This is a genomic window from Streptomyces sp. CA-135486 (genome assembly GCF_050936555.1).
Taxonomy (GTDB): Bacteria; Actinomycetota; Actinomycetes; order Streptomycetales; family Streptomycetaceae; genus Streptomyces.
In genome coordinates this window covers 96,624-114,472 of the sequence record NZ_JBNJMM010000002.1, presented here as the reverse complement: position 1 = coordinate 114,472, position 17,849 = coordinate 96,624, and the positions used below count along the sequence as shown (strand labels likewise).

The 17,849-nt window shown below is 68.2% G+C and carries 18 protein-coding genes and 1 tRNA gene; 9 read left to right on the top strand and 10 right to left on the bottom strand.

All coding sequences use genetic code 11. The features are described from left to right. The first annotated feature begins 111 nt into the window (after positions 1-111). From ACQEVG_RS19580 to ACQEVG_RS19560, 5 genes are all read left to right on the top strand, one after another. On the top strand, positions 112-1,605 hold the full coding sequence (locus ACQEVG_RS19580) for a PP2C family protein-serine/threonine phosphatase (protein WP_432985712.1): 1,494 nt from the start codon (positions 112-114) through the stop codon (positions 1,603-1,605). A gap of 24 nt (positions 1,606-1,629) precedes the next feature. Further along, positions 1,630-3,030, top strand: a complete 1,401-nt coding sequence (locus tag ACQEVG_RS19575) for an FtsW/RodA/SpoVE family cell cycle protein (RefSeq protein ID WP_432985710.1) — start codon at positions 1,630-1,632, stop codon at positions 3,028-3,030. Further along, a complete protein-coding gene (locus tag ACQEVG_RS19570) occupies positions 3,027-4,487 on the top strand; it encodes a peptidoglycan D,D-transpeptidase FtsI family protein (protein WP_432985708.1) in 1,461 nt (486 codons plus the stop codon). Before ACQEVG_RS19575 ends, ACQEVG_RS19570 begins: the two co-directional genes overlap by 4 nt. Positions 4,488-4,655: 168 nt before the next feature. Next, positions 4,656-6,623, top strand: coding sequence for a Stk1 family PASTA domain-containing Ser/Thr kinase (pknB, locus tag ACQEVG_RS19565; RefSeq protein WP_432985706.1), 1,968 nt, complete (start codon positions 4,656-4,658; stop codon positions 6,621-6,623). A 133-nt stretch (positions 6,624-6,756) separates the two neighbouring features. After that, positions 6,757-7,068, top strand: coding sequence for a hypothetical protein (locus tag ACQEVG_RS19560; RefSeq protein WP_432985704.1), 312 nt, complete (start codon positions 6,757-6,759; stop codon positions 7,066-7,068). Positions 7,069-7,563: 495 nt separating this feature from the next. On the opposite strand, the gene ACQEVG_RS19555 is transcribed toward ACQEVG_RS19560, so the two are convergent. Genes ACQEVG_RS19555 through ACQEVG_RS19530 form a run of 6 tightly spaced genes read right to left on the bottom strand, consistent with a single transcriptional unit; the run spans position 7,564 to position 11,824 of the window. Beyond that, positions 7,564-8,238 (bottom strand): class E sortase, encoded by a 675-nt coding sequence (locus tag ACQEVG_RS19555; protein WP_432985702.1) that lies wholly within the window; start codon positions 8,236-8,238, stop codon positions 7,564-7,566. A 41-nt stretch (positions 8,239-8,279) separates the two neighbouring features. After that, complete coding sequence (locus tag ACQEVG_RS19550; protein WP_432985700.1) at positions 8,280-9,467, bottom strand: class E sortase; 1,188 nt, start codon at positions 9,465-9,467, stop codon at positions 8,280-8,282. Beyond that, positions 9,464-10,102 carry an aminodeoxychorismate/anthranilate synthase component II gene (locus tag ACQEVG_RS19545; protein WP_432985698.1) on the bottom strand — a complete coding sequence of 213 codons (639 nt, stop codon included), beginning with the start codon at positions 10,100-10,102 and terminating at the stop codon, positions 9,464-9,466. The genes ACQEVG_RS19550 and ACQEVG_RS19545 overlap by 4 nt, the downstream gene beginning before the upstream one ends. After that, on the bottom strand, positions 10,099-10,299 hold the full coding sequence (locus tag ACQEVG_RS19540; protein WP_432993198.1) for a hypothetical protein: 201 nt from the start codon (positions 10,297-10,299) through the stop codon (positions 10,099-10,101). Before ACQEVG_RS19540 ends, ACQEVG_RS19545 begins: the two co-directional genes overlap by 4 nt. A 29-nt stretch (positions 10,300-10,328) precedes the next feature. Next, positions 10,329-11,030, bottom strand: coding sequence for a class E sortase (locus ACQEVG_RS19535; RefSeq protein ID WP_432985696.1), 702 nt, complete (start codon positions 11,028-11,030; stop codon positions 10,329-10,331). Positions 11,031-11,056: 26 nt separating this feature from the next. Then, on the bottom strand, positions 11,057-11,824 hold the full coding sequence (locus ACQEVG_RS19530) for a DUF881 domain-containing protein (RefSeq protein WP_432985694.1): 768 nt from the start codon (positions 11,822-11,824) through the stop codon (positions 11,057-11,059). Between the two features lie 141 nt (positions 11,825-11,965). Here ACQEVG_RS19530 and crgA point away from each other — a divergent pair, with 141 nt between their 5' ends. Continuing rightward, positions 11,966-12,220 carry a cell division protein CrgA gene (crgA, locus tag ACQEVG_RS19525; RefSeq protein WP_360867069.1) on the top strand — a complete coding sequence of 85 codons (255 nt, stop codon included), beginning with the start codon at positions 11,966-11,968 and terminating at the stop codon, positions 12,218-12,220. A 290-nt stretch (positions 12,221-12,510) separates the two neighbouring features. On the opposite strand, the gene ACQEVG_RS19520 is transcribed toward crgA, so the two are convergent. After that, entirely contained in the window at positions 12,511-13,404 is an 894-nt protein-coding gene (locus ACQEVG_RS19520) for a rhomboid family intramembrane serine protease (RefSeq protein WP_432985691.1), read from the bottom strand. A 93-nt stretch (positions 13,405-13,497) separates the two neighbouring features. Continuing rightward, positions 13,498-14,031 (bottom strand): peptidylprolyl isomerase, encoded by a 534-nt coding sequence (locus ACQEVG_RS19515; RefSeq protein ID WP_432985689.1) that lies wholly within the window; start codon positions 14,029-14,031, stop codon positions 13,498-13,500. Between the two features lie 273 nt (positions 14,032-14,304). On the opposite strand from ACQEVG_RS19515, the gene ACQEVG_RS19510 reads away from it, so the two are divergent. Next, positions 14,305-14,994, top strand: coding sequence for a DUF5324 family protein (locus ACQEVG_RS19510; protein WP_432985687.1), 690 nt, complete (start codon positions 14,305-14,307; stop codon positions 14,992-14,994). A gap of 40 nt (positions 14,995-15,034) precedes the next feature. Here ACQEVG_RS19510 and ACQEVG_RS19505 read toward each other — a convergent pair whose 3' ends face one another. Both ACQEVG_RS19505 and ACQEVG_RS19500 read right to left on the bottom strand, forming a co-directional pair. After that, positions 15,035-15,436, bottom strand: coding sequence for a DUF6344 domain-containing protein (locus tag ACQEVG_RS19505; RefSeq protein ID WP_432985685.1), 402 nt, complete (start codon positions 15,434-15,436; stop codon positions 15,035-15,037). Between the two features lie 216 nt (positions 15,437-15,652). After that, positions 15,653-15,725, bottom strand: a tRNA-Ala gene (locus tag ACQEVG_RS19500). A 183-nt stretch (positions 15,726-15,908) separates the two neighbouring features. Between ACQEVG_RS19500 and ACQEVG_RS19495 the strand changes: the two genes are divergently transcribed. Continuing rightward, a complete protein-coding gene (locus ACQEVG_RS19495) occupies positions 15,909-16,457 on the top strand; it encodes a helix-turn-helix domain-containing protein (protein ID WP_328682482.1) in 549 nt (182 codons plus the stop codon). 46 nt (positions 16,458-16,503) lie between these two features. Continuing rightward, positions 16,504-17,841: a serine/threonine-protein kinase gene (locus ACQEVG_RS19490; RefSeq protein WP_432985682.1), complete on the top strand. Its 1,338-nt coding sequence runs from the start codon at positions 16,504-16,506 to the stop codon at positions 17,839-17,841. Positions 17,842-17,849 lie beyond the last annotated feature (8 nt).

Here is a 17,849-nt window from a genome sequence, read left to right as displayed (position 1 = left end):
GAGCGAGCGAGCCGCAGCGGTCCCTACAGCGGACCGGGACGGGCTCCCGACCGGAGGGTGGGCAGTGTGGCTCGAGACCGGTTGTACCCCGATCCGACGGGCGAGGTGCGCATGAGTCTGTCTCTGCGCTTCGCCGCCGGATCACACAAGGGCATGATCCGGGAGGGCAACGAGGACTCCGGCTACGCCGGCCCCCGCCTTCTGGCCATCGCCGACGGCATGGGCGGCCAGGCCGCCGGCGAGGTCGCCTCCTCGGAGGTCATCTCCACGCTCGTCACGCTCGACGACGACGTGCCCGGGTCGGACATCCTCACCTCGCTCGGCACTGCCGTGCAGCGCGCCAACGACCAGCTGCGGCTGATGGTCGAGGAGGACCCCCAGCTCGAAGGCATGGGCACCACGCTCACCGCCCTGCTCTGGACCGGCCAGCGCCTCGGCCTCGTACACGTCGGCGACTCACGCGCCTATCTCCTCCGCGACGGCGTGCTGACCCAGATCACCCAGGACCACACCTGGGTGCAGCGCCTCGTCGACGAAGGCCGGATCACCGAAGAGGAAGCCACCACCCACCCACAGCGCTCCCTGCTGATGCGTGCGCTGGGCAGCGGCGACCATGTCGAGCCCGACCTCTCCATCCGCGAGGTCCGCGCCGGCGACCGCTATCTGATCTGCTCCGACGGGCTCTCCGGCGTCGTCTCCCACCAGACGATGGAGGAGACCCTCGCCAGCTACCAGGGCCCGCAGGAGACCGTCCAGGACCTGATCCAGCTCGCCCTGCGCGGCGGCGGCCCGGACAACATCACCTGCATCGTCGCCGACGTCCTCGACACCGACTCCAACGACACCCTGGCCGGGCAGCTCAACGACACGCCGGTCGTCGTCGGCGCGGTCGCCGAGAACCAGCTCCAGCTCAACGACGACGGCGCCATGCAGACCCCGGCGGGACGCGCCGCCGGCCTCGGCCGCCCCACACCCCCACAGCCCGGCAGCTTCGGCCCGCCCGGCAGCGGCGACGGAATGGGCTACGGCGGCATGCCGCCCGAGGGCAGCTTCGGGGCGTACACCGACGAGGACTTCATCAAGCCGCGCGGCAGCCGCAAGTGGCTGAAGAGAAGCCTCTACGCCGTGCTCGCACTGGCAGTCGTCGGCGGCGGTCTGTACGGCGGCTATCGCTGGACCCAGACCCAGTACTTCGTCGGCTCCAACGACGAGCACGTCGCCCTCTACCAGGGCATCAGCCAGGACCTGGCCTGGGTCTCGCTCTCGAACGTGGAGAAGGACCACCCCGAGATCGAACTCAAGTACCTCCCGCCCTACCAGCGCAAGCAGGTGGAGGCGACGATCACGGCGGACAGCCTCGGCAAGGCCCGCGCGAAGATCGACGAGCTCGCCGTGCAGGCCTCGGCCTGCAAGAAGGACGAGCAGCGCCGCGAAGCGGCCGACCGCGCGAGCACCGCGCCGCCCGGCGAGGGCCAGGCCGGTGGCACCACCGGCAAGCCGACCACTCAGAACGCCAAGACCAAGCCGACCGCAGCCACTCCCTCTCCGGGCCCCACCCTCTCGGAGGAGGAGCGGAAGCTGGCCTCGAACTGCGGAAAGCAGTAATAGGCCGTAGGGGGCCTCTCCACCATGAGCGTTGTCACCAACACCACCACGATCGGCGCGATCGAAGCACCGAGCCGCCGCAACACCGAGCTGATGCTGCTCGTCTTCGCCGTCGCGATCTCGGTGTTCGCGTACGCCAACGTGGGCCTCGCCATCAATGGCGCGCTCCCGGCCGGCATGCTCGGATACGGAATCGGACTCAGCCTGCTGGCGGCCGTCAGCCACGTGGTGGTGCGCAAGTTCGCCCCGTACGCGGACCCCCTGCTGCTGCCGCTGGCCACTCTCCTCAACGGCTTCGGTCTTGCGATCATCTGGCGCCTCGACCAGTCCGAGCGCTTCCAGTCGCTGAAGACCTTCGCCCCCGCCGCCTCCAAGCAGCTGATGTTCTCCGCGGTGGGCGTCGCGCTCTTCGTCGGCGTACTGATCCTGCTCAAGGACCACCGCATCCTGCAGCGCTACACCTACATCTCCATGGTGGTCTCGCTGTTCCTGCTGGTCCTGCCGGTCTTCTTCCCGGCGGTGAACGGCGCGAAGATCTGGATCAACATCCCCGGCGTCGGCACCCTTCAGCCCGGCGAGTTCGCCAAGATCATCATCGCGATCTTCTTCTCCGGCTACCTCATGGTGAAGCGGGACGCCCTGGCGCTGGCAAGCCGCCGCTTCATGGGCCTCTACCTGCCCCGCGGCCGCGACCTCGGACCCATCCTGGTCGTCTGGGCGATTTCGATCCTCATCCTGGTCTTCGAAACCGACCTCGGCACCTCGCTGCTGTTCTTCGGCATGTTCGTCGTGATGCTGTACGTCGCCACCGAGCGCACCAGCTGGATCGTCTTCGGTCTGCTGATGTCCGCGGTCGGCGCCGTCGGCGTCGCCACCTTCGAACCGCACGTCCAGCAGCGCGTCACCGCCTGGCTCGACCCGTTCGCCGGCTGGGGCAAAGTGGCGGCCAGCGAGCAGATCGCCAAGTCCCTCATGGCCTTCGGCTCCGGCGGCACCCTCGGCACCGGCCTCGGCCAGGGCCACTCCGACCTCATCGGCTTCGCCGCCAACTCCGACTTCATCCTCGCCACGGTCGGCGAAGAGCTCGGCCTCGCCGGGATGATGGCCGTCCTGCTGATCTACGGCCTGATCGTCGAGCGCGGCGTCCGCACCGCCCTCGCCGCCCGGGACCCCTTCGGCAAGCTCCTCGCCATCGGCCTGTCCGGCGCCTTCGCCATCCAGGTCTTCGTCGTCGCCGGCGGTGTCATGGGCCTTATCCCGCTGACCGGTATGACCATGCCGTTCATCGCGCAGGGTGGTTCATCCGTGATCGCCAACTGGGCCCTGGTCGGCATCCTGATCCGCATCAGCGACACCGCGCGGCGACCCGCGCCGACCCCCGCCCCGTCCCCCGACGCCGAGATGACCCAGGTGGTCCGACCGTGAACAAGCCCCTGCGCCGGATCGCGATCTTCTGCGGCCTCCTGGTCCTCGCCCTGCTGATCAGGGACAACTGGCTCCAGTACGTCCGCGCCGACGAGCTGAACTCGCACAAGTACAACCGCCGCGTCCAGATCGAGCGGTACTCCTACGAGCGCGGCAACATCATCGTCGACGGCAAGCCCATCACCGGCTCCGCCGCGACGAACGACACCGACTTCAAGTACAAGCGCACCTACGTCAACGGCCCCATGTGGGCGCCCGTCACCGGGTACGCCTCCCAGGCATTCGACGCCAACCAGATCGAGAAGCTCGAGGACGGCATCCTCACCGGCAACTCCGACCAGCTCTTCTTCGACCGCACGATGGCGATGTTCACCGGCGACAAGAAGAAGGGCGGCAACGTCGTCACGACGCTCAACGGCGCCGCGCAGAAGGCCGCCTACAAGGGCCTCGGCTCCAAGAAGGGCGCCGTCGCCGCCATCGACCCGCAGACCGGCAGGATCCTCGCACTGGCCTCCACCCCCTCGTACGACCCCGCCTCCTTCGCCGGTTACGGCGCATCGGACGAGGTCGCCTGGAACAAGCTCGAGAAGGACAAGGACAAGCCGAAGCTCAACCGGGCGCTGCGCGAGGTCTACCCGCCCGGATCCACCTTCAAGGTGGTCACGGCAGCCGCCGCCCTGGAGCACGGCAAGGTCACGGACATCGAGGCGCCGACGGACACCCCCGAGCCGTACATCCTGCCCGACACCCGCACGCCGATGGTCAACCACGCCAGCGGCTGCAAGAACGCCAGCCTGAACCAGGCGCTCAAGGTCTCCTGCAACTCGGTCTTCGCCAGGCTCGGTGACAAGGTCGGCCGCGACGACATGCTGGAGACGGCGCAGAAGTTCGGCTTCAACAACCCCGAGATCGACACCCCGGTGCGCGCCGCCGCCTCCGTCTACGACAAGGCGATGGACCGCCCCGGAAACGCGCTGTCCTCCATCGGCCAGTTCAACACCGCCGCGTCCCCCCTCCAGATGGCCATGGTCACCGCGGCGATCGCCAACGACGGCAAGCTGATGAAGCCGTACATGATCGACCAGCTGGAATCGCCCAACCTGGACGTCCTCAAGAAGAACGAGCCGCAGGAGATGAGCCGCCCGCTCTCCCAGAAGAACGCGCAGCTCCTGCAGCAGATGATGGAGAACGTCGTCGAGAACGGCACCGGCACCAAGGCCCAGATCGACGGCGCCACGGTCGGCGGCAAGACCGGCACCGCCCAGCACGGCGAGAACAACAGCAAAAACCCGTACGCCTGGTTCATCTCGTACGCCAAGACCGGCGACGGATCACCGGTCGCCGTCGCGGTCGTCGTCGAGGACAGCGAGGCCAAGCGCGACGACATCACCGGCGGCGGCCTCGCCGCCCCGATCGCCAAGGCCGTGATGCAGGCGGTACTGGACAGCAAGAAGTGACACGGATCACGTCCGGCGTCCATACCTGCACATTGCGATACCGGTCGGGTATCAGGTGACGGTCACGGGCCGATCAGGTGGTACGCGGCCGGTAGCGTATGCGCGAACAGCTAACCGCCGGACCACACGAGGGTGCGGTCGGGACTGACGGAGAGGGCTGGAACAGCTATGGAAGAGCCGCGTCGCCTCGGCGGCCGGTACGAACTGGGCTCGGTGCTCGGCCGCGGTGGCATGGCAGAGGTCTACCTCGCCCACGACACCCGGCTCGGCCGCACCGTCGCCGTGAAGACGCTGCGGGCCGACCTCGCCCGCGACCCGTCCTTCCAGGCCCGGTTCCGCCGTGAGGCCCAGTCGGCCGCCTCGCTCAATCACCCTGCGATCGTCGCTGTCTACGACACCGGCGAGGACTACGTCGACGGGGTCTCGATCCCGTACATCGTGATGGAGTACGTGGACGGCTCCACGCTCAGAGAGCTGCTGCACTCCGGGCGCAAGCTGCTGCCCGAGCGCACGCTGGAGATGACCATCGGCATCCTCCAGGCGCTCGAGTACTCGCACCGCAACGGCATCGTCCACCGCGACATCAAGCCGGCGAACGTCATGCTGACGCGCACCGGCCAGGTCAAGGTCATGGACTTCGGCATCGCCCGCGCCATGGGCGATTCCGGCATGACCATGACACAGACCGCGGCCGTCATCGGCACCGCCCAGTACCTCTCCCCGGAACAGGCCAAGGGCGAGCAGGTCGACGCGCGCTCCGACCTGTACTCCACCGGCTGCCTGCTCTACGAGCTCCTCACCGTCCGTCCCCCGTTCGTGGGCGACTCCCCGGTGGCGGTGGCGTATCAGCATGTACGCGAGGAGCCGCAGCCGCCCAGCAACTTCGACCCCGAGATCACGCCCGAGATGGACGCCATCGTCCTGCGGGCCCTGGTCAAGGACCCCGACTACCGCTACCAGTCGGCCGACGAGATGCGCGCGGACATCGAGGCCTGCCTCGACGGCCAGCCGGTCGCGGCGACGGCGGCGATGGGCGCGGTCGGCTACGGCGGGTACGGCGCGGACGACCAGCCGACCACGGCACTGCGCCAGGCCGACCCGGCGGGCCAGACGTCGATGCTCCCGCCGATGAACCCGGACGACGGCGGCTACGGCGGTTACGACGACCGTCCGGACCGCCGCCGCCAGAAGAAGTCGAACACCTCGACGATCCTGCTGATCCTCGCGGGCATCCTGGTACTGGTCGGCGCGGTACTGATCGGCAAGTCGGTCTTCGGCGGTGGCGGCGGCAGCGGCGATGTGCCGGTGCCCGCGCTGGTCGGCAAGACACTGACCGAGGCGCAGGATCTCGCAACCAACTCGCACGTGAAGGTCGCGCAGTCCGGCACGCAGAGGTGCGAGCAGCCCAAGGGCAGCATCTGCAGCCAGACGCCGGGCGAGGGCGGCAAGATGAAGGAGGGCGAGACCGTCCAGGTCGTCGTCTCCGAGGGCGCGCCCAAGGTCGAGGTCCCGGACGTCACGGAGAAGTCGGAGCAGAAGGCCAAGGACGCGCTGACGCGCGAGGGCTTCAAGGTCGACACTAGGGCGATCGAGTCCGCCGAGAAGCCCGGCACGGTGCTCTCCCAGAACCCCAAGGGCGGCAGCCTGGCCGAGAAGGGCTCGCTTGTCACCCTCACACTGGCCAAGCAGTCCAAGATCGACGTGCCTCCGGTCGTGGGCCAGCAGTTCGACGCCGCCAAGAGCCAGCTGACGACCCTGGAATTCCAGGTCGTTCGGGCCGACGTGGACTCCGATCAACCCGCGGGCCAGGTCATCGCGCAGGACCCCCAGGGCGGCTCGAAGGCGGCCAAGGGAACCACGGTCACCCTGCAGGTCTCCAAGGGCCCGCAGCAGACCGCCCAGGTGCCGAACCTGTTCAACAAGACACTCGGCGAGGCCAAGCAGCTCCTCGCCCAGGCGGGCCTGCAGCTCGGCAACGTCGACGGTCCCAACGACGACAACGCCCGGGTCATCATCCAGGATCCGGCGGCCGGCACCCCTGCGACTCCCGGCCAGCAGGTGAGTGTCCGCACCATCGACGGTGGCGGCGGAAACAACGGCAACAACGGCGGGAACGACGGCGGGATCTTCGGCTAGTCGCCGCCCCCGGTACGACGGAGGCCCCGGCACCCTTGATGGGCGCCGGGGCCTTTCTGCGTTGAAACGGTGGGGTGGGGTATTGGGATTCGCCCTGGCCTCAGGGCCATGCACGAGTGGGGAGGGCAGAGGCGTGATCGACGACCTCGCGCTACTTGAGTCGAAATCGCTGCGCACCAGCCTGGCTACCCGCACGGAGGCGCTCGACAGGGTCAAGGCGCTGTCATTGCTACCGGACGGCATGCGTGTGACGACGGCGAGGGTCGCGGCGTATTTCGAGGTGACCGTGAAGACCCTTGAGTCCGTGGTGGAAGACCCAGGGAAGAACTGGACACCAACGGCCTGCAGATTCTGGCAGGTACGCGACCGACCCTCTTCAAGAGGGCCTGTGGGATTCAGTCGCGCTCGCGGGCAGTCGCGATCTTCTCCCGCCGCCCCGTCCTGAACGTCGCCATGCTCCTCCGCGACAGCGACGTCGCACGTCAGGTGCGTGTGTACCTGCTCGACGCGGAGTACGTGGCGCGGCCCTTGCCTGTGGACAACGTCGACACGGAGCCCGAGCCCGCAGCGCTCGACGCCCGCATCGACCGTCGCATCGCCGACATCCTCGGCACAGCCGTCGTCCCCATGTTCAACGCCCTCATCGAGACCTCGGGCGAACACCGCAAGGAACTGATAGCCCTGCGCCAGGAATCCAACACGTCGAGCGCAAGCTCTGCCTCCACCACACCCGGCTGCGCCGGCTGGAAGGCCCCCGCCGTTCACCCGGGAAGCGCTCAGCATCTCCGCCGAGGGCGGCATCACCGCCGTGCATCGAGGGCTGCTGGAGGCCTGGAGCGCGGGCACGGCGCTGAACGTTCTGCGGTAGCCGGCGCCGTACAGACAAAGGGCCCGAAGTCGCAAGGCTCAGTTGCGGCTTCGGGCCCGACTCATCGTACGGCTAGCGCAGTTCCTCCGGCGGCGTACGGTCCTTGTCGACCTTCTCCGTACGCACCAGCTCGCCCCACACGATGTACCGGTAGTCGGAGGTGTAGATGGGCGTGCAGGTCGTCAGCGTGATGTACCGGCCCGGCTTTGTCCTCCCCGACTCCTTCGGGACCGGCTGCAGCACATCCACGTTGAACTTCGAGGTCTCAGTGAGCTTCTCGTAGACCTTGTAGACGTACCACGTGTCCCGCGTCTCGAAGACGATCGGGTCGCCGTCCTTCAGCTTGTGGATGTTGTGGAACTTCGCACCGTGGCCGTCGCGGTGCGCGGCCAGCGTGAAGTTGCCCTTCTTGTCCCAGGGGAGCGCCGACTTGATCGGGACCTTGTAGTAGCCGGCGATACCGTCGTTGAGGCTCTTGGAATCGGTGCCCTGCTTCACCAGCACCTCGCCGTTGTTCATGGCGGGTACGTGCAGAAAGCCGATGCCGTCCCTGGTGTCGAGCGCGCCGGGGCTGCCGGCCCAGCCGTCGCGCATCTCGTTTCCCTGCTTGGAAGCCTCGCGGTCGGCAAGGACGTTCGTCCACCACAGGGAGTAGACGACGAAGAGCCCCAGCACCACGCCCGCAGTGATCAGCAGCTCGCCGAAGACACTGATGACGCCGGCAGTCCGGCTACGCGCACGTGACACTGCACTTTTCCCGTCTTGAAGTCCCAGAAGTCCCACCGCGTTCAGCCGACAAGCGCGTCGGGTTTGCCCTTGCTGCGCGGCCGTTCCTCGACCATCTTGCCCCACACGATCATTCGGTACGTACTCGTGAATTCCGGCGTACACGTCGTCAGCGTGATGTACCGGCCCGGCTCGGTGAACCCGGAGCCGGGCGGCACCGGACCGATCACGCCTACGTTCGACGGCGACGTCTGGGGGAGGATGCTCTCCATCTTGTACGTGTAGTACGCGTCCTGGGTCTCCACGACGATCGGATCCCCCGGCTTGAGACGGTTGATGTACCGGAAGGGTTCGCCGTGAGTGTTGCGGTGGCCCGCGACCGCGAAGTTGCCCAACTTGTCCGAAGGCATTGCGGTCTTGAGCTTTCCCTCGCCGTAGTGACCCACCATTCCCCGGTCGAGGACAGCGTGCTTGCTGATGCCCTCCGCGATCGGGACGACCACATCCAGCTTGGGGATGTGCATGATGGCGAAGCCCTGCCCCGGCTCGAACGCACCGGGCTTGCGGCCCTTCGCCCAGTCGTCCTGGATCTTGTTCGTCTCCTGGCTGGCCTCCTGCCCGGCGCGGATGTTCGTCCACCAGAGCTGGTAGGTGACGAAGAGCAGCATCAGCACGCCGAAGCTGATGAAGAGCTCGCCGATGGCGCGGCTGGCGATGACAGCGGGGCTGTCCTTCGCCGCACGCGCGGCACGGCGGGCCTCGACGCGCGACAGAGGCCTGGCGGGCGCCGCAGGCGCCCCGGAGGCCGAGGCGGCAGCGGGCTCGGGGCGCCTGCGCCCGCGGGCCTTGGCCGCCCTGCGGCGCTCGGCGCGGCCGGGACCGGCGGGCGTCTCGGCGGCGCGCCGGGTCTCCGACGTACGCAGGGCGACGGTCTCGTCGTCCGGTACGGGTATCGGCTCGGACACCGGAACCGGCTCAGGCATCGGTACGGGCTCGGATATCCGCTGAGGTTCCACTTCCGGCTGCGGCCGCGCATACCAGTCCCGCTGATAGCCCTCAGAGTCATCCACGGCGTACTGCTGCTGATAGCCGGACCACTCCTGAGACCGAGGCTGCGGCTCCGGCTGCTCATTCCCCTCGTCCGCCGGACCGTCCGTCGCCCGGAACCACGGCGAGCCATGCTCCCCCGGCGGCAGGGGATCCGTCAGCGGGTCGTACTCGTGCCCGTCCCCAGGCCGTGGCGAGCTCACGCCACGGCCTTGCCCACCACCGGTGCGAGCCCCGTCGAACGCCCGACCGCGCCGGTGTCGCCGCACTGCTCCAGCCAGTTGGCGAGCATCAGATGGCCATGCTCGGTCAGCACCGACTCGGGGTGGAACTGCACACCCTCGACGGCCAGTTCACGGTGGCGCAGCCCCATGATGATGCCGTCCGCCGTACGCGCCGTGACCTCCAGCTCGTCCGGCAGCTCCGCCGGCTCTGCGGCCAGCGAGTGGTAGCGAGTCGCGGTGAAGGGCGAGGGCAGCCCGGTGAACACCCCCTTGCCCTCGTGCGTGACCAGCGAGGTCTTGCCGTGCAGCAGCTCGGGCGCGCGCCCCACCACGCCGCCGTACGCCACCGCCATCGACTGCATGCCCAGACAGACGCCAAAGACCGGCACGCCGGTGTCCGCGCAGTGCCGGACCATCTCGATACAGACCCCGGCCTGCTCCGGCGCGCCCGGCCCGGGGGAGAGCAGCACCCCGTCGAAGCCGTCCTGCGCATGCGAGAGGGCCACCTCGTCGTTGCGCAGAACCTCACACTCCGCACCGAGCTGGTACAGGTACTGAACGAGGTTGAAGACAAAGCTGTCGTAGTTGTCGACGACCAGAATGCGCGCGCTCATCGGGCCGCCCCCGCTCCGTCGACCGTCACATCGTTGAACGGAAGCAGCGGCTCCGCCCACGGGAAGACGTACTGGAACAGCACGTACACGACCGCGAGGACCAGCACGAGCGAGATGAACGCCCGCGCCCATGCATTGCCCGGCAGATGCCGCCAGATCCAGCCGTACATGCTGTCCCTTTCCGTTCGGTACCGCACCAGACTAAAGGTCGCCAGGGGTGCATGGGTCAGCTGTGCAAAGCTTCCGGTTTGCCGTCGGTCACAGGCTGCGTGGCCTTCAGATGCGCCCAGGCGATCAGCCGGTGGCTGCTGCCCCATTCCGGATCGCACGTGGTCAGGGTCAGATAGCGCCCCGGCCCGTCGAAGCCGGACTTCCCGGGGACGGGATCGATCACGCCGATGTCGCTCGGGACGGTCCGGTAGGGCTCGTTGTCGATGCGGTACGTGAACCAGGTCGTCCCGTCCGTCAGGACGACCGCGTCCCCCCGGCGCAGCTGTGGAAAGTCCTTGAAGGGATCGCCGTACGTGCGCCGGTGCCCGGCGACCGAGAAGTTGCCGGTGCCGCCGAGCGCCGTGGTGGACGCATAGTGCCCGAGGCCCTTCTTCAGGGTGCCCGTCGCGGTGCCTTCCAGGACCGGCCAGTCCCAACTCCCGCCGAAGCGGGGGATGTACATCACGGCGAAGGGCTTGCCGTCCTCGTACGCCTTGGGGGCCGGCGGAGCGGGCGTCGTCGTCCCCGGGGGCGCCGGGGCGGGAGACGCGACCGGGCCCTGGGACCACTCCTGCTGGAGCCTGTCGATCTGGCCGTCGCCGGCACCGGCCGCCTTGACGCCGGTCCAGAACAGCACGTACACCACGAAGAGAACGATCAAGGTGCCGGCGGTGATGCAGAGTTCGCTGAACGTCCTGACGACCAGTCGTGCCGACACCGTCCGTCGCACCGTCCCCCCAGGGGCTACTGCACCGGCTTCGCGTAGTGGAGATCCACTGTGCCCGAGTAGCCGGGGAGAGTCACCGCCTCGCGGTCGTCGACTTTCCAGCCGAGGCCGTAGGCCTTCACATAGAGCTGGTAGTTCTGGATCGCCGGGGAGGCGGTGAGCGCCTTCTTGAGCGCGCCCCGGTCACCGACCGCGGTGATCTTGTACGGCGGGGAGTAGACGCGACCCTGAAGGATCAGCGTGTTGCCCACGCACCGCACCGCGCTGGTCGAGATCAGCCGCTGGTCCATGACCTGGATGCCCCTGGCGCCGCCCTTCCACAGAGCATTGACGACGGCCTGCAGGTCCTGCTGGTGAATCACCAGGTCATTGGCCTGCGGCTCGGGGTAGCCGGGGGCGGCCTGCGCGTTCGGCGGCGCGTCGTTGAGGGTGACGGTGACGGCGGGCCCACTGATCTTCCTGGTGCCCGTGGTCTTCTCCAGAGCGCCGAGCTTCGCGTCCTCGGCCCTGGTGGAGCCGTCGTCGCGCTGCGCGAGGGCGTCGATGTCCCCGCGCAGCGCCGCGGTGGACTCGTCGAGGTCGGCGTTCTTGGCGCTGCGCTGCTGGATCAGGTCGGAGAGCTTCAGCAGCGACGTGTCCGTACGGATGTTGGTGCCCTTGGCGGTATTGAAGCTGGTCACGAAGATCAGCCCGGCAAGCGCGAAAACGGCGGCCGTGAGCAGCCGGACCAGCCGCCACTCGAAGCGGTGAACCGACCCTTGGGGGGAGTCCGCAGAATTGCTCAACGTACCCTTATCTCCTTAGGCGCCGCGGAAGCACTACGCTAACGGACGCCCGGGTGCGGCAGTGGTCCCCCTCGCTCCAGCCCCGGCGCCAGCCACAGTTCCCCTGCGCGGTCACGCAGCGCATCGACAGGAGAGTCCCTCGTGCCGAAGTCACGTATCCGCAAGAAGGCCGACTTCACGCCGCCGGCGTCGAAGCAGGCGACGAACATCAAGCTGACCAACCGCAGCTGGGTCGCGCCGGTGATGCTCGCGCTGTTCCTGATCGGTCTTGCCTGGATCGTCCTCTTCTATGTGACCGAGGGCGACCTGCCAATCAAGAGCTTCGGCAACTGGAACATCGTCGCGGGCTTCGGCTTCATCGCCGCCGGCTTCGGTGTCTCCACCCAGTGGAAGTAGCTTCTCCGCAGCTTCCGCAGCTTCCGCAGCTTCGGCTGCCTCCGCAGCCCGGCCGCCAAGCCCTGCCCTGAGGTTATCCACAGGTTTTCCACATGGGGAAAAGGTCAGACGATCTGTGGATAACTCTCCGGGCGTTGACGCCGGTGTGACTGCATCGGCCATCTTGGTGAAGCGCCCCGCCCCTTGTCCCTGCTGGGAAAACCCAGCTCAGCGACGAGGGGCACGCTTGTTCCCCACAGCATGCACAAGATCCGCCACGCGCTGTGGACAACCTTGGGGAAAGGTCTCGCTCAGGTGAGCGCCGCGGTCCTGGCCAGCACGGTCACGACAGTCGCGATGAGGACCAGCGCACAGGTCCCGGCCTGCACGAGGGTGCGTCGCTCGCGCGGCGCGTGCACCAGGCCGAAGGCAATGGCCGTGCCCGCGATCAGGCCGCCGACATGCGCCTCCCAGGCGATGCCCGACCAGGTGAAGGTGAAGAGCAGGTTCAGCGCGAGCAGCGCGATGACCGGCCGCATGTCGTAGTTGAGGCGGCGCATCAGTACAGCCGTGGCTCCGAGCAGTCCGAAGATGGCGCCGGAGGCACCGAGCGAGGCCTGGTCCGGGGAGGCGAGCAGATAGGTGAAAGCACTGCCGGCCAGCCCGGAGAGCAGATAGAGCGCGAGGTAGCGGATGCGTCCGAGCGCCTGTTCCAGGGGGCCGCCGAGCCACCACAGGCCCAGCATGTTGAATGCGAAGTGCCATACCGCCTGGTGCAGGAACATCGAGGTGAAGAGCCGGTACCACTGTCCTTCGGCAACGCCTTCCACTGGGGCGTACGGCGCCGGCGGCCACTGTCCGACCAGAGCCAGATCGCTGACCACGCGGTCGCTCGCCAGCGCGGCGATGAACACGGCAGCATTGATCGCCAGGAGGATCTTGGTGACCAGGTGAGGGCTGGCCGACACGGCACCGCCGACGACGGTCCGCGGTTGGCCGGCGGTCGCGGAGTGTCCCGTACCGGATCCGCTGCGTACGCATTCGGGGCAGTGGAACCCGACCGACGCGCTGACCATGCAGTCCGGGCAGATCGGCCGCTCGCAACGGGTGCAGGTGATGCCCGTGTCGCGGCCGGGATGCCGGTAGCAGCTGGGCAGGCTGTGCGCGTCCTGCGGCTCCTGCGGACTGCCTGGCGCCTGGTCCATGAGGTCCTCGATCTCCCTAGCTCAACACCACTGGCTCAACACACCGCCCCGCCCATCCATACGGACGGGCGGGGCGTATTGGTTCCCGGGGGATCAGCTTTCGCGGGTCTCGACGACGACCGATTCGATGACGACGTCTTGGACCGGGCGGTCGGTGCGCGGGTTGGTCTGGGTGCCCGCGATGGTGTCCACGACCTTCTTGCCGGCCTCGTTGGTGACCTCGCCGAAGATGGTGTGCTTGCGGGTGAGCCAGGCGGTGGGCGACACAGTGATGAAGAACTGCGAGCCGTTGGTGCCCGGGCCGGCGTTGGCCATGGCCAGCAGGTACGGCTTGTCGAAGGCGAGGTCGGGGTGGAACTCGTCCCCGAACTCGTATCCGGGGCCGCCGGTGCCGTTGCCCAGCGGGTCGCCGCCCTGGATCATGAAGCCGCTGATCACGCGGTGGAAGACCGTGCCGTCGTACAGCTTGTCCGTGGACTTCTTGCCCGTCGCCGGGTGGGTCCACTCACGCTCGCCCTTGGCGAGCTCCACGAAGTTCTTGACCGTCTTCGGGGCGTGGTTCGGCAGGAGCCGAATCTCGATGTCGCCCTGGTTGGTCTTGAGGGTGGCGTAAAGCTGCTCGGCCACGGTCTGCCTTCCGTAAGTCTTCTCTGACGTCTCCCGATCCTCGCACGGAAGAGTCGTGTAGGGATAAAAGCCGCCGGGTAGTCGACTGGGCGGCGCGTTATGAGGCGAACCGTGGCATCGTCGTCCACAAGGTACCTACATGACCCGGATGCCCGCCCCGCATGCCGAGAGGGAAGTCAGCAGGCATGATTTCGAGACGGGTGGAAAGGCGAAACTGTGCCCAACTGGGAATAAGCCCCAGTCCCCCAGAACGCCACCGAGGAGGAGGATCCCGTGACCCGCATGGACAGCGTGCGCGCCGCGACCGGTACGGCGAAGGACAGCGTGCTGCACGCCGCGGACGTGGTGGCGCCCTACGCCGATACGGCAAAAGACCAGGCCGCGCACTATGCGCACGAGGCCCGCGTACGGCTCGCGCCACAAGTCTCGAAGGCAGCCAAGAAGGCGCGTGTGCAGGCGCGTGTGCAGTACGGCACGCGTGTGGCGCCGCATGTGCCGCCGAAGGTGGACCGCGCCGCGCGCCGGGCCGCGATTCAGGCCCGGAGGACCGCTCGTCAGGCGGCGGATTACACCGTTCCGCGTGTCGAGCACGCGGTGGCCGTCACTCAGCCCGTTCGGGAAGAGGCTGTGGCCCGCTCTGCTGCGGCGCTGGCCGCGCTGCGTGGGCAGGTGACGGCGAAGGAGATCGAGAAGTTGGTGAGGAAGCACGAACGGCGCGCCAGGGCCGGTCGTATCACCAAGGGTCTTGCGATCATCGGCGTGGTGGCCGGTGGTGCCTTCGCTGTCTGGAAGTGGTGGGACAAGCAGGCCAACCCCGATTGGCTGGTGGAACCGCCCGCTGCCACGGAGGTGTCCGACCGCGCGCCGCTGTCGTCCGTCGACGGCAGTGAGCGAACCGATCTCGACCCGGATGTGCAGGCGAAGCAGGCTGAGGCGGAAGCGGATCGCGACGACCGTCGCTGATGGCTGGTGGCGCCGGGAGGCAGTGAGAGCTCCCGGCGCCTCATGCTGAGGCGAGTGCCCGGTCGGTGGCGGTGTCGGAGGTGATGCGCGGCCCGCGGTCGGGAAGGTCGAGGCCGTCGGCGCTGTCGGTGTCGGGTGCGTGCAGGTGCCGGCCGGCGGGCGATGAGCCGTGGGCCTCGGCGCGGATGCGCTGCTTGATCGTCGGCGGCAGCGATCTGTCGCGCGCGATCGGGTTCCCGCGTGTATGGGGGGATGATGCCGTCGCCCGGACGGCTTGCCTGCGCCGCTGCTTCGGCACGGTCGGCAGACCCGGCCGGTCCGGCGTCTGCGCGGCCGGCTGCTGGGCAGCGGTGGCGGCGGTGGTCAGCCCCACGGAGGCAAGCAGTGCAAAGAGCGCGCTGAGGAACGCGGTCCACAGATTTCTGACCTTCAGGGCGGCCATGACCCCTCGCTTTCGGGTTGAGCGATCTACATACCTTCCTCATGATGTGTACGCATCTCGAGAAGTGCGGTAGCTACGCCGCCGCTGTGCAGTTCTTCCGATGAACACCACCCGGACGGTCCCATCCGCGGTGCGAGGACAGCCGCGAGGCGGTGGGCAGGGCAGCGAAAAGGGCGCTCCGATCTGTCGAGAACAGATCGGAGCGCCCTTGGGTTGTGGAGCCTAGGGGAGTCGAACCCCTGACATCTGCCATGCAAAGACAGCGCTCTACCAACTGAGCTAAGGCCCCGGGATGGGTGGGTACGGCCGAGCAGAAAACCTGTCTCGGCGACCGCCGCAGACCAGAGTACCGGGTGACCCCCCGGATCCTGCAAAAGGATTGGGACTCCCTATGGACGACCACGCTCCGTAGGATGCTCGTCGTGGTTCGCAGCAGCGAAGCCCGCTTTGGGGAAGCGATGGGGAGACGCAAATGGACGCCGCTCAGCAGGAAACAACCGCAAGAGCCAGAGAGCTGCAGCGCAGCTGGTACGGAGAGCCGCTGGGGGCGCTCTTCCGTCGGCTGATCGATGATCTGGGGCTGAATCAGGCCCGCCTCGCGGCGGTGCTCGGGCTGTCGGCTCCCATGCTTTCCCAGCTGATGAGCGGCCAGCGCGCCAAGATCGGCAACCCCGCGGTCGTCCAGCGTGTGCAGGCGCTGCAGGATTTGGCGAGCCAGGTCGCCGACGGCAGCGTCAGCGCCGTCGAGGCCACCGACCGGATGGAGGAGATCAAGAAGTCGCAGGGGGGCTCCGTCTTGACCGGCACCAGCCAGAGCACGAGCAGCTCCGGTGCGCCGACGGTGCGCCGTGTTGTCCGGGAGATCCAGTCGCTGCTGCGTTCTGTGGCCGCGGCGGGCGACATCATCGATGCTGCGGACTCGCTCGCCCCGAGCCACCCGGAGCTGGCAGAGTTCCTCCGGGTGTACGGCGCGGGGCGCACGGCTGACGCGGTCGCGCACTACGAGTCGCATCAGAGCTGACTGAGGCAGCGGGCCTCACTAGGGGACGGGGAGCGGGCGCAGCGCAATGGGTGAGGTCTTCGCTGGTCGGTATGAACTGATCGACCCGATCGGACGCGGCGGTGTCGGTGCGGTCTGGCGTGCCTGGGACCACCGGCGCCGTCGCTATGTCGCGGCCAAGGTGCTGCAGCAGAGCGATGCGCACACGCTGCTGCGCTTCGTTCGCGAGCAGGCTCTGCGGATCGATCACCCGCATGTCCTCGCCCCGGCCAGCTGGGCCGCGGACGACGACAAGGTGCTGTTCACCATGGATCTGGTGAGTGGCGGGTCGCTGGCGCATGTGATCGGTGACTATGGCCCGTTGCCTTCCCGTTTTGTGTGCACCTTGCTCGATCAGTTGTTGTCCGGACTTGCCGCGGTGCACGCGGAGGGGGTCGTGCACCGCGACATCAAGCCGGCGAACATCCTGCTGGAGGCCACCGGAACGGGGCGGCCGCATCTGCGGCTGTCCGACTTCGGCATCTCGATGCGCAAGGGCGAGCCGCGGCTGACCGAGACGAACTATGTGGTGGGCACGCCCGGTTATTTCGCGCCGGAGCAGATGATGGGCGCGGAGCCGGACTTCCCGGCCGATCTCTTCGCGGTCGGCCTGGTCGCGCTCTATCTGCTCCAGGGCCAGAAGCCCGACTCCAGGGCGCTGGTCGAGCACTTCGCCGACAACGGAACACCCGGCGCTCCCCACGGCATCCCGGAACCGCTGTGGCAGGTGCTGGCCGGTCTGCTGCAGCCCGATCCGCAGGCCCGGTTCCGTACGGCTACGGGCGCGCGGAAGGCGCTGACGGCGGCCGTCGACATGCTTCCGGACGCCGGGGCCGACGACGAGCCGGTCGAGGTCTTCGACCAGATCGGGCCGCTCCCTGCGGGCTTCGGCCCCACCGGTCCCGTAACGGCCGCAGATGCTGCCCGGCAGGCCCTCGCGGTCCCGCAGGCGGCGCAGGCTCCCGTGCGGCCGCCGCTCCCGCCGTCGGAGACGGGCAGTTTCCATCTGGCCCCGCCACCGCAGCAGCCGCCCGCACAACTCCCGCACGTGGCCCAGCCGTCCACTCCTCCCCCCGTGCCCGCGGCCCCGGAGCCGACGCCCACGCCGACCCCCCTCCCCGCACCCGTACCGGCGCACGGCGCCTCCCTCCTTCATCCTCCGACCGGGCCGACCGCCCCGTTGCAGTACGAACCGCCTTCTACTCGTGCTTACACCGCTCAGAGCCCGCAGGTTCCGCTCTCGCATGCGCCAGTTCCGACGGCGGCCGGAAAGCGTCCGGGACCGCCCCCGAAGGTCGCGGTCCCGGTGCTGATCGTTGCGCTGCTGTGTTTCGCGGTCGGCATCTGGGCACTGGCCCAGGCCTGAACCGCCGG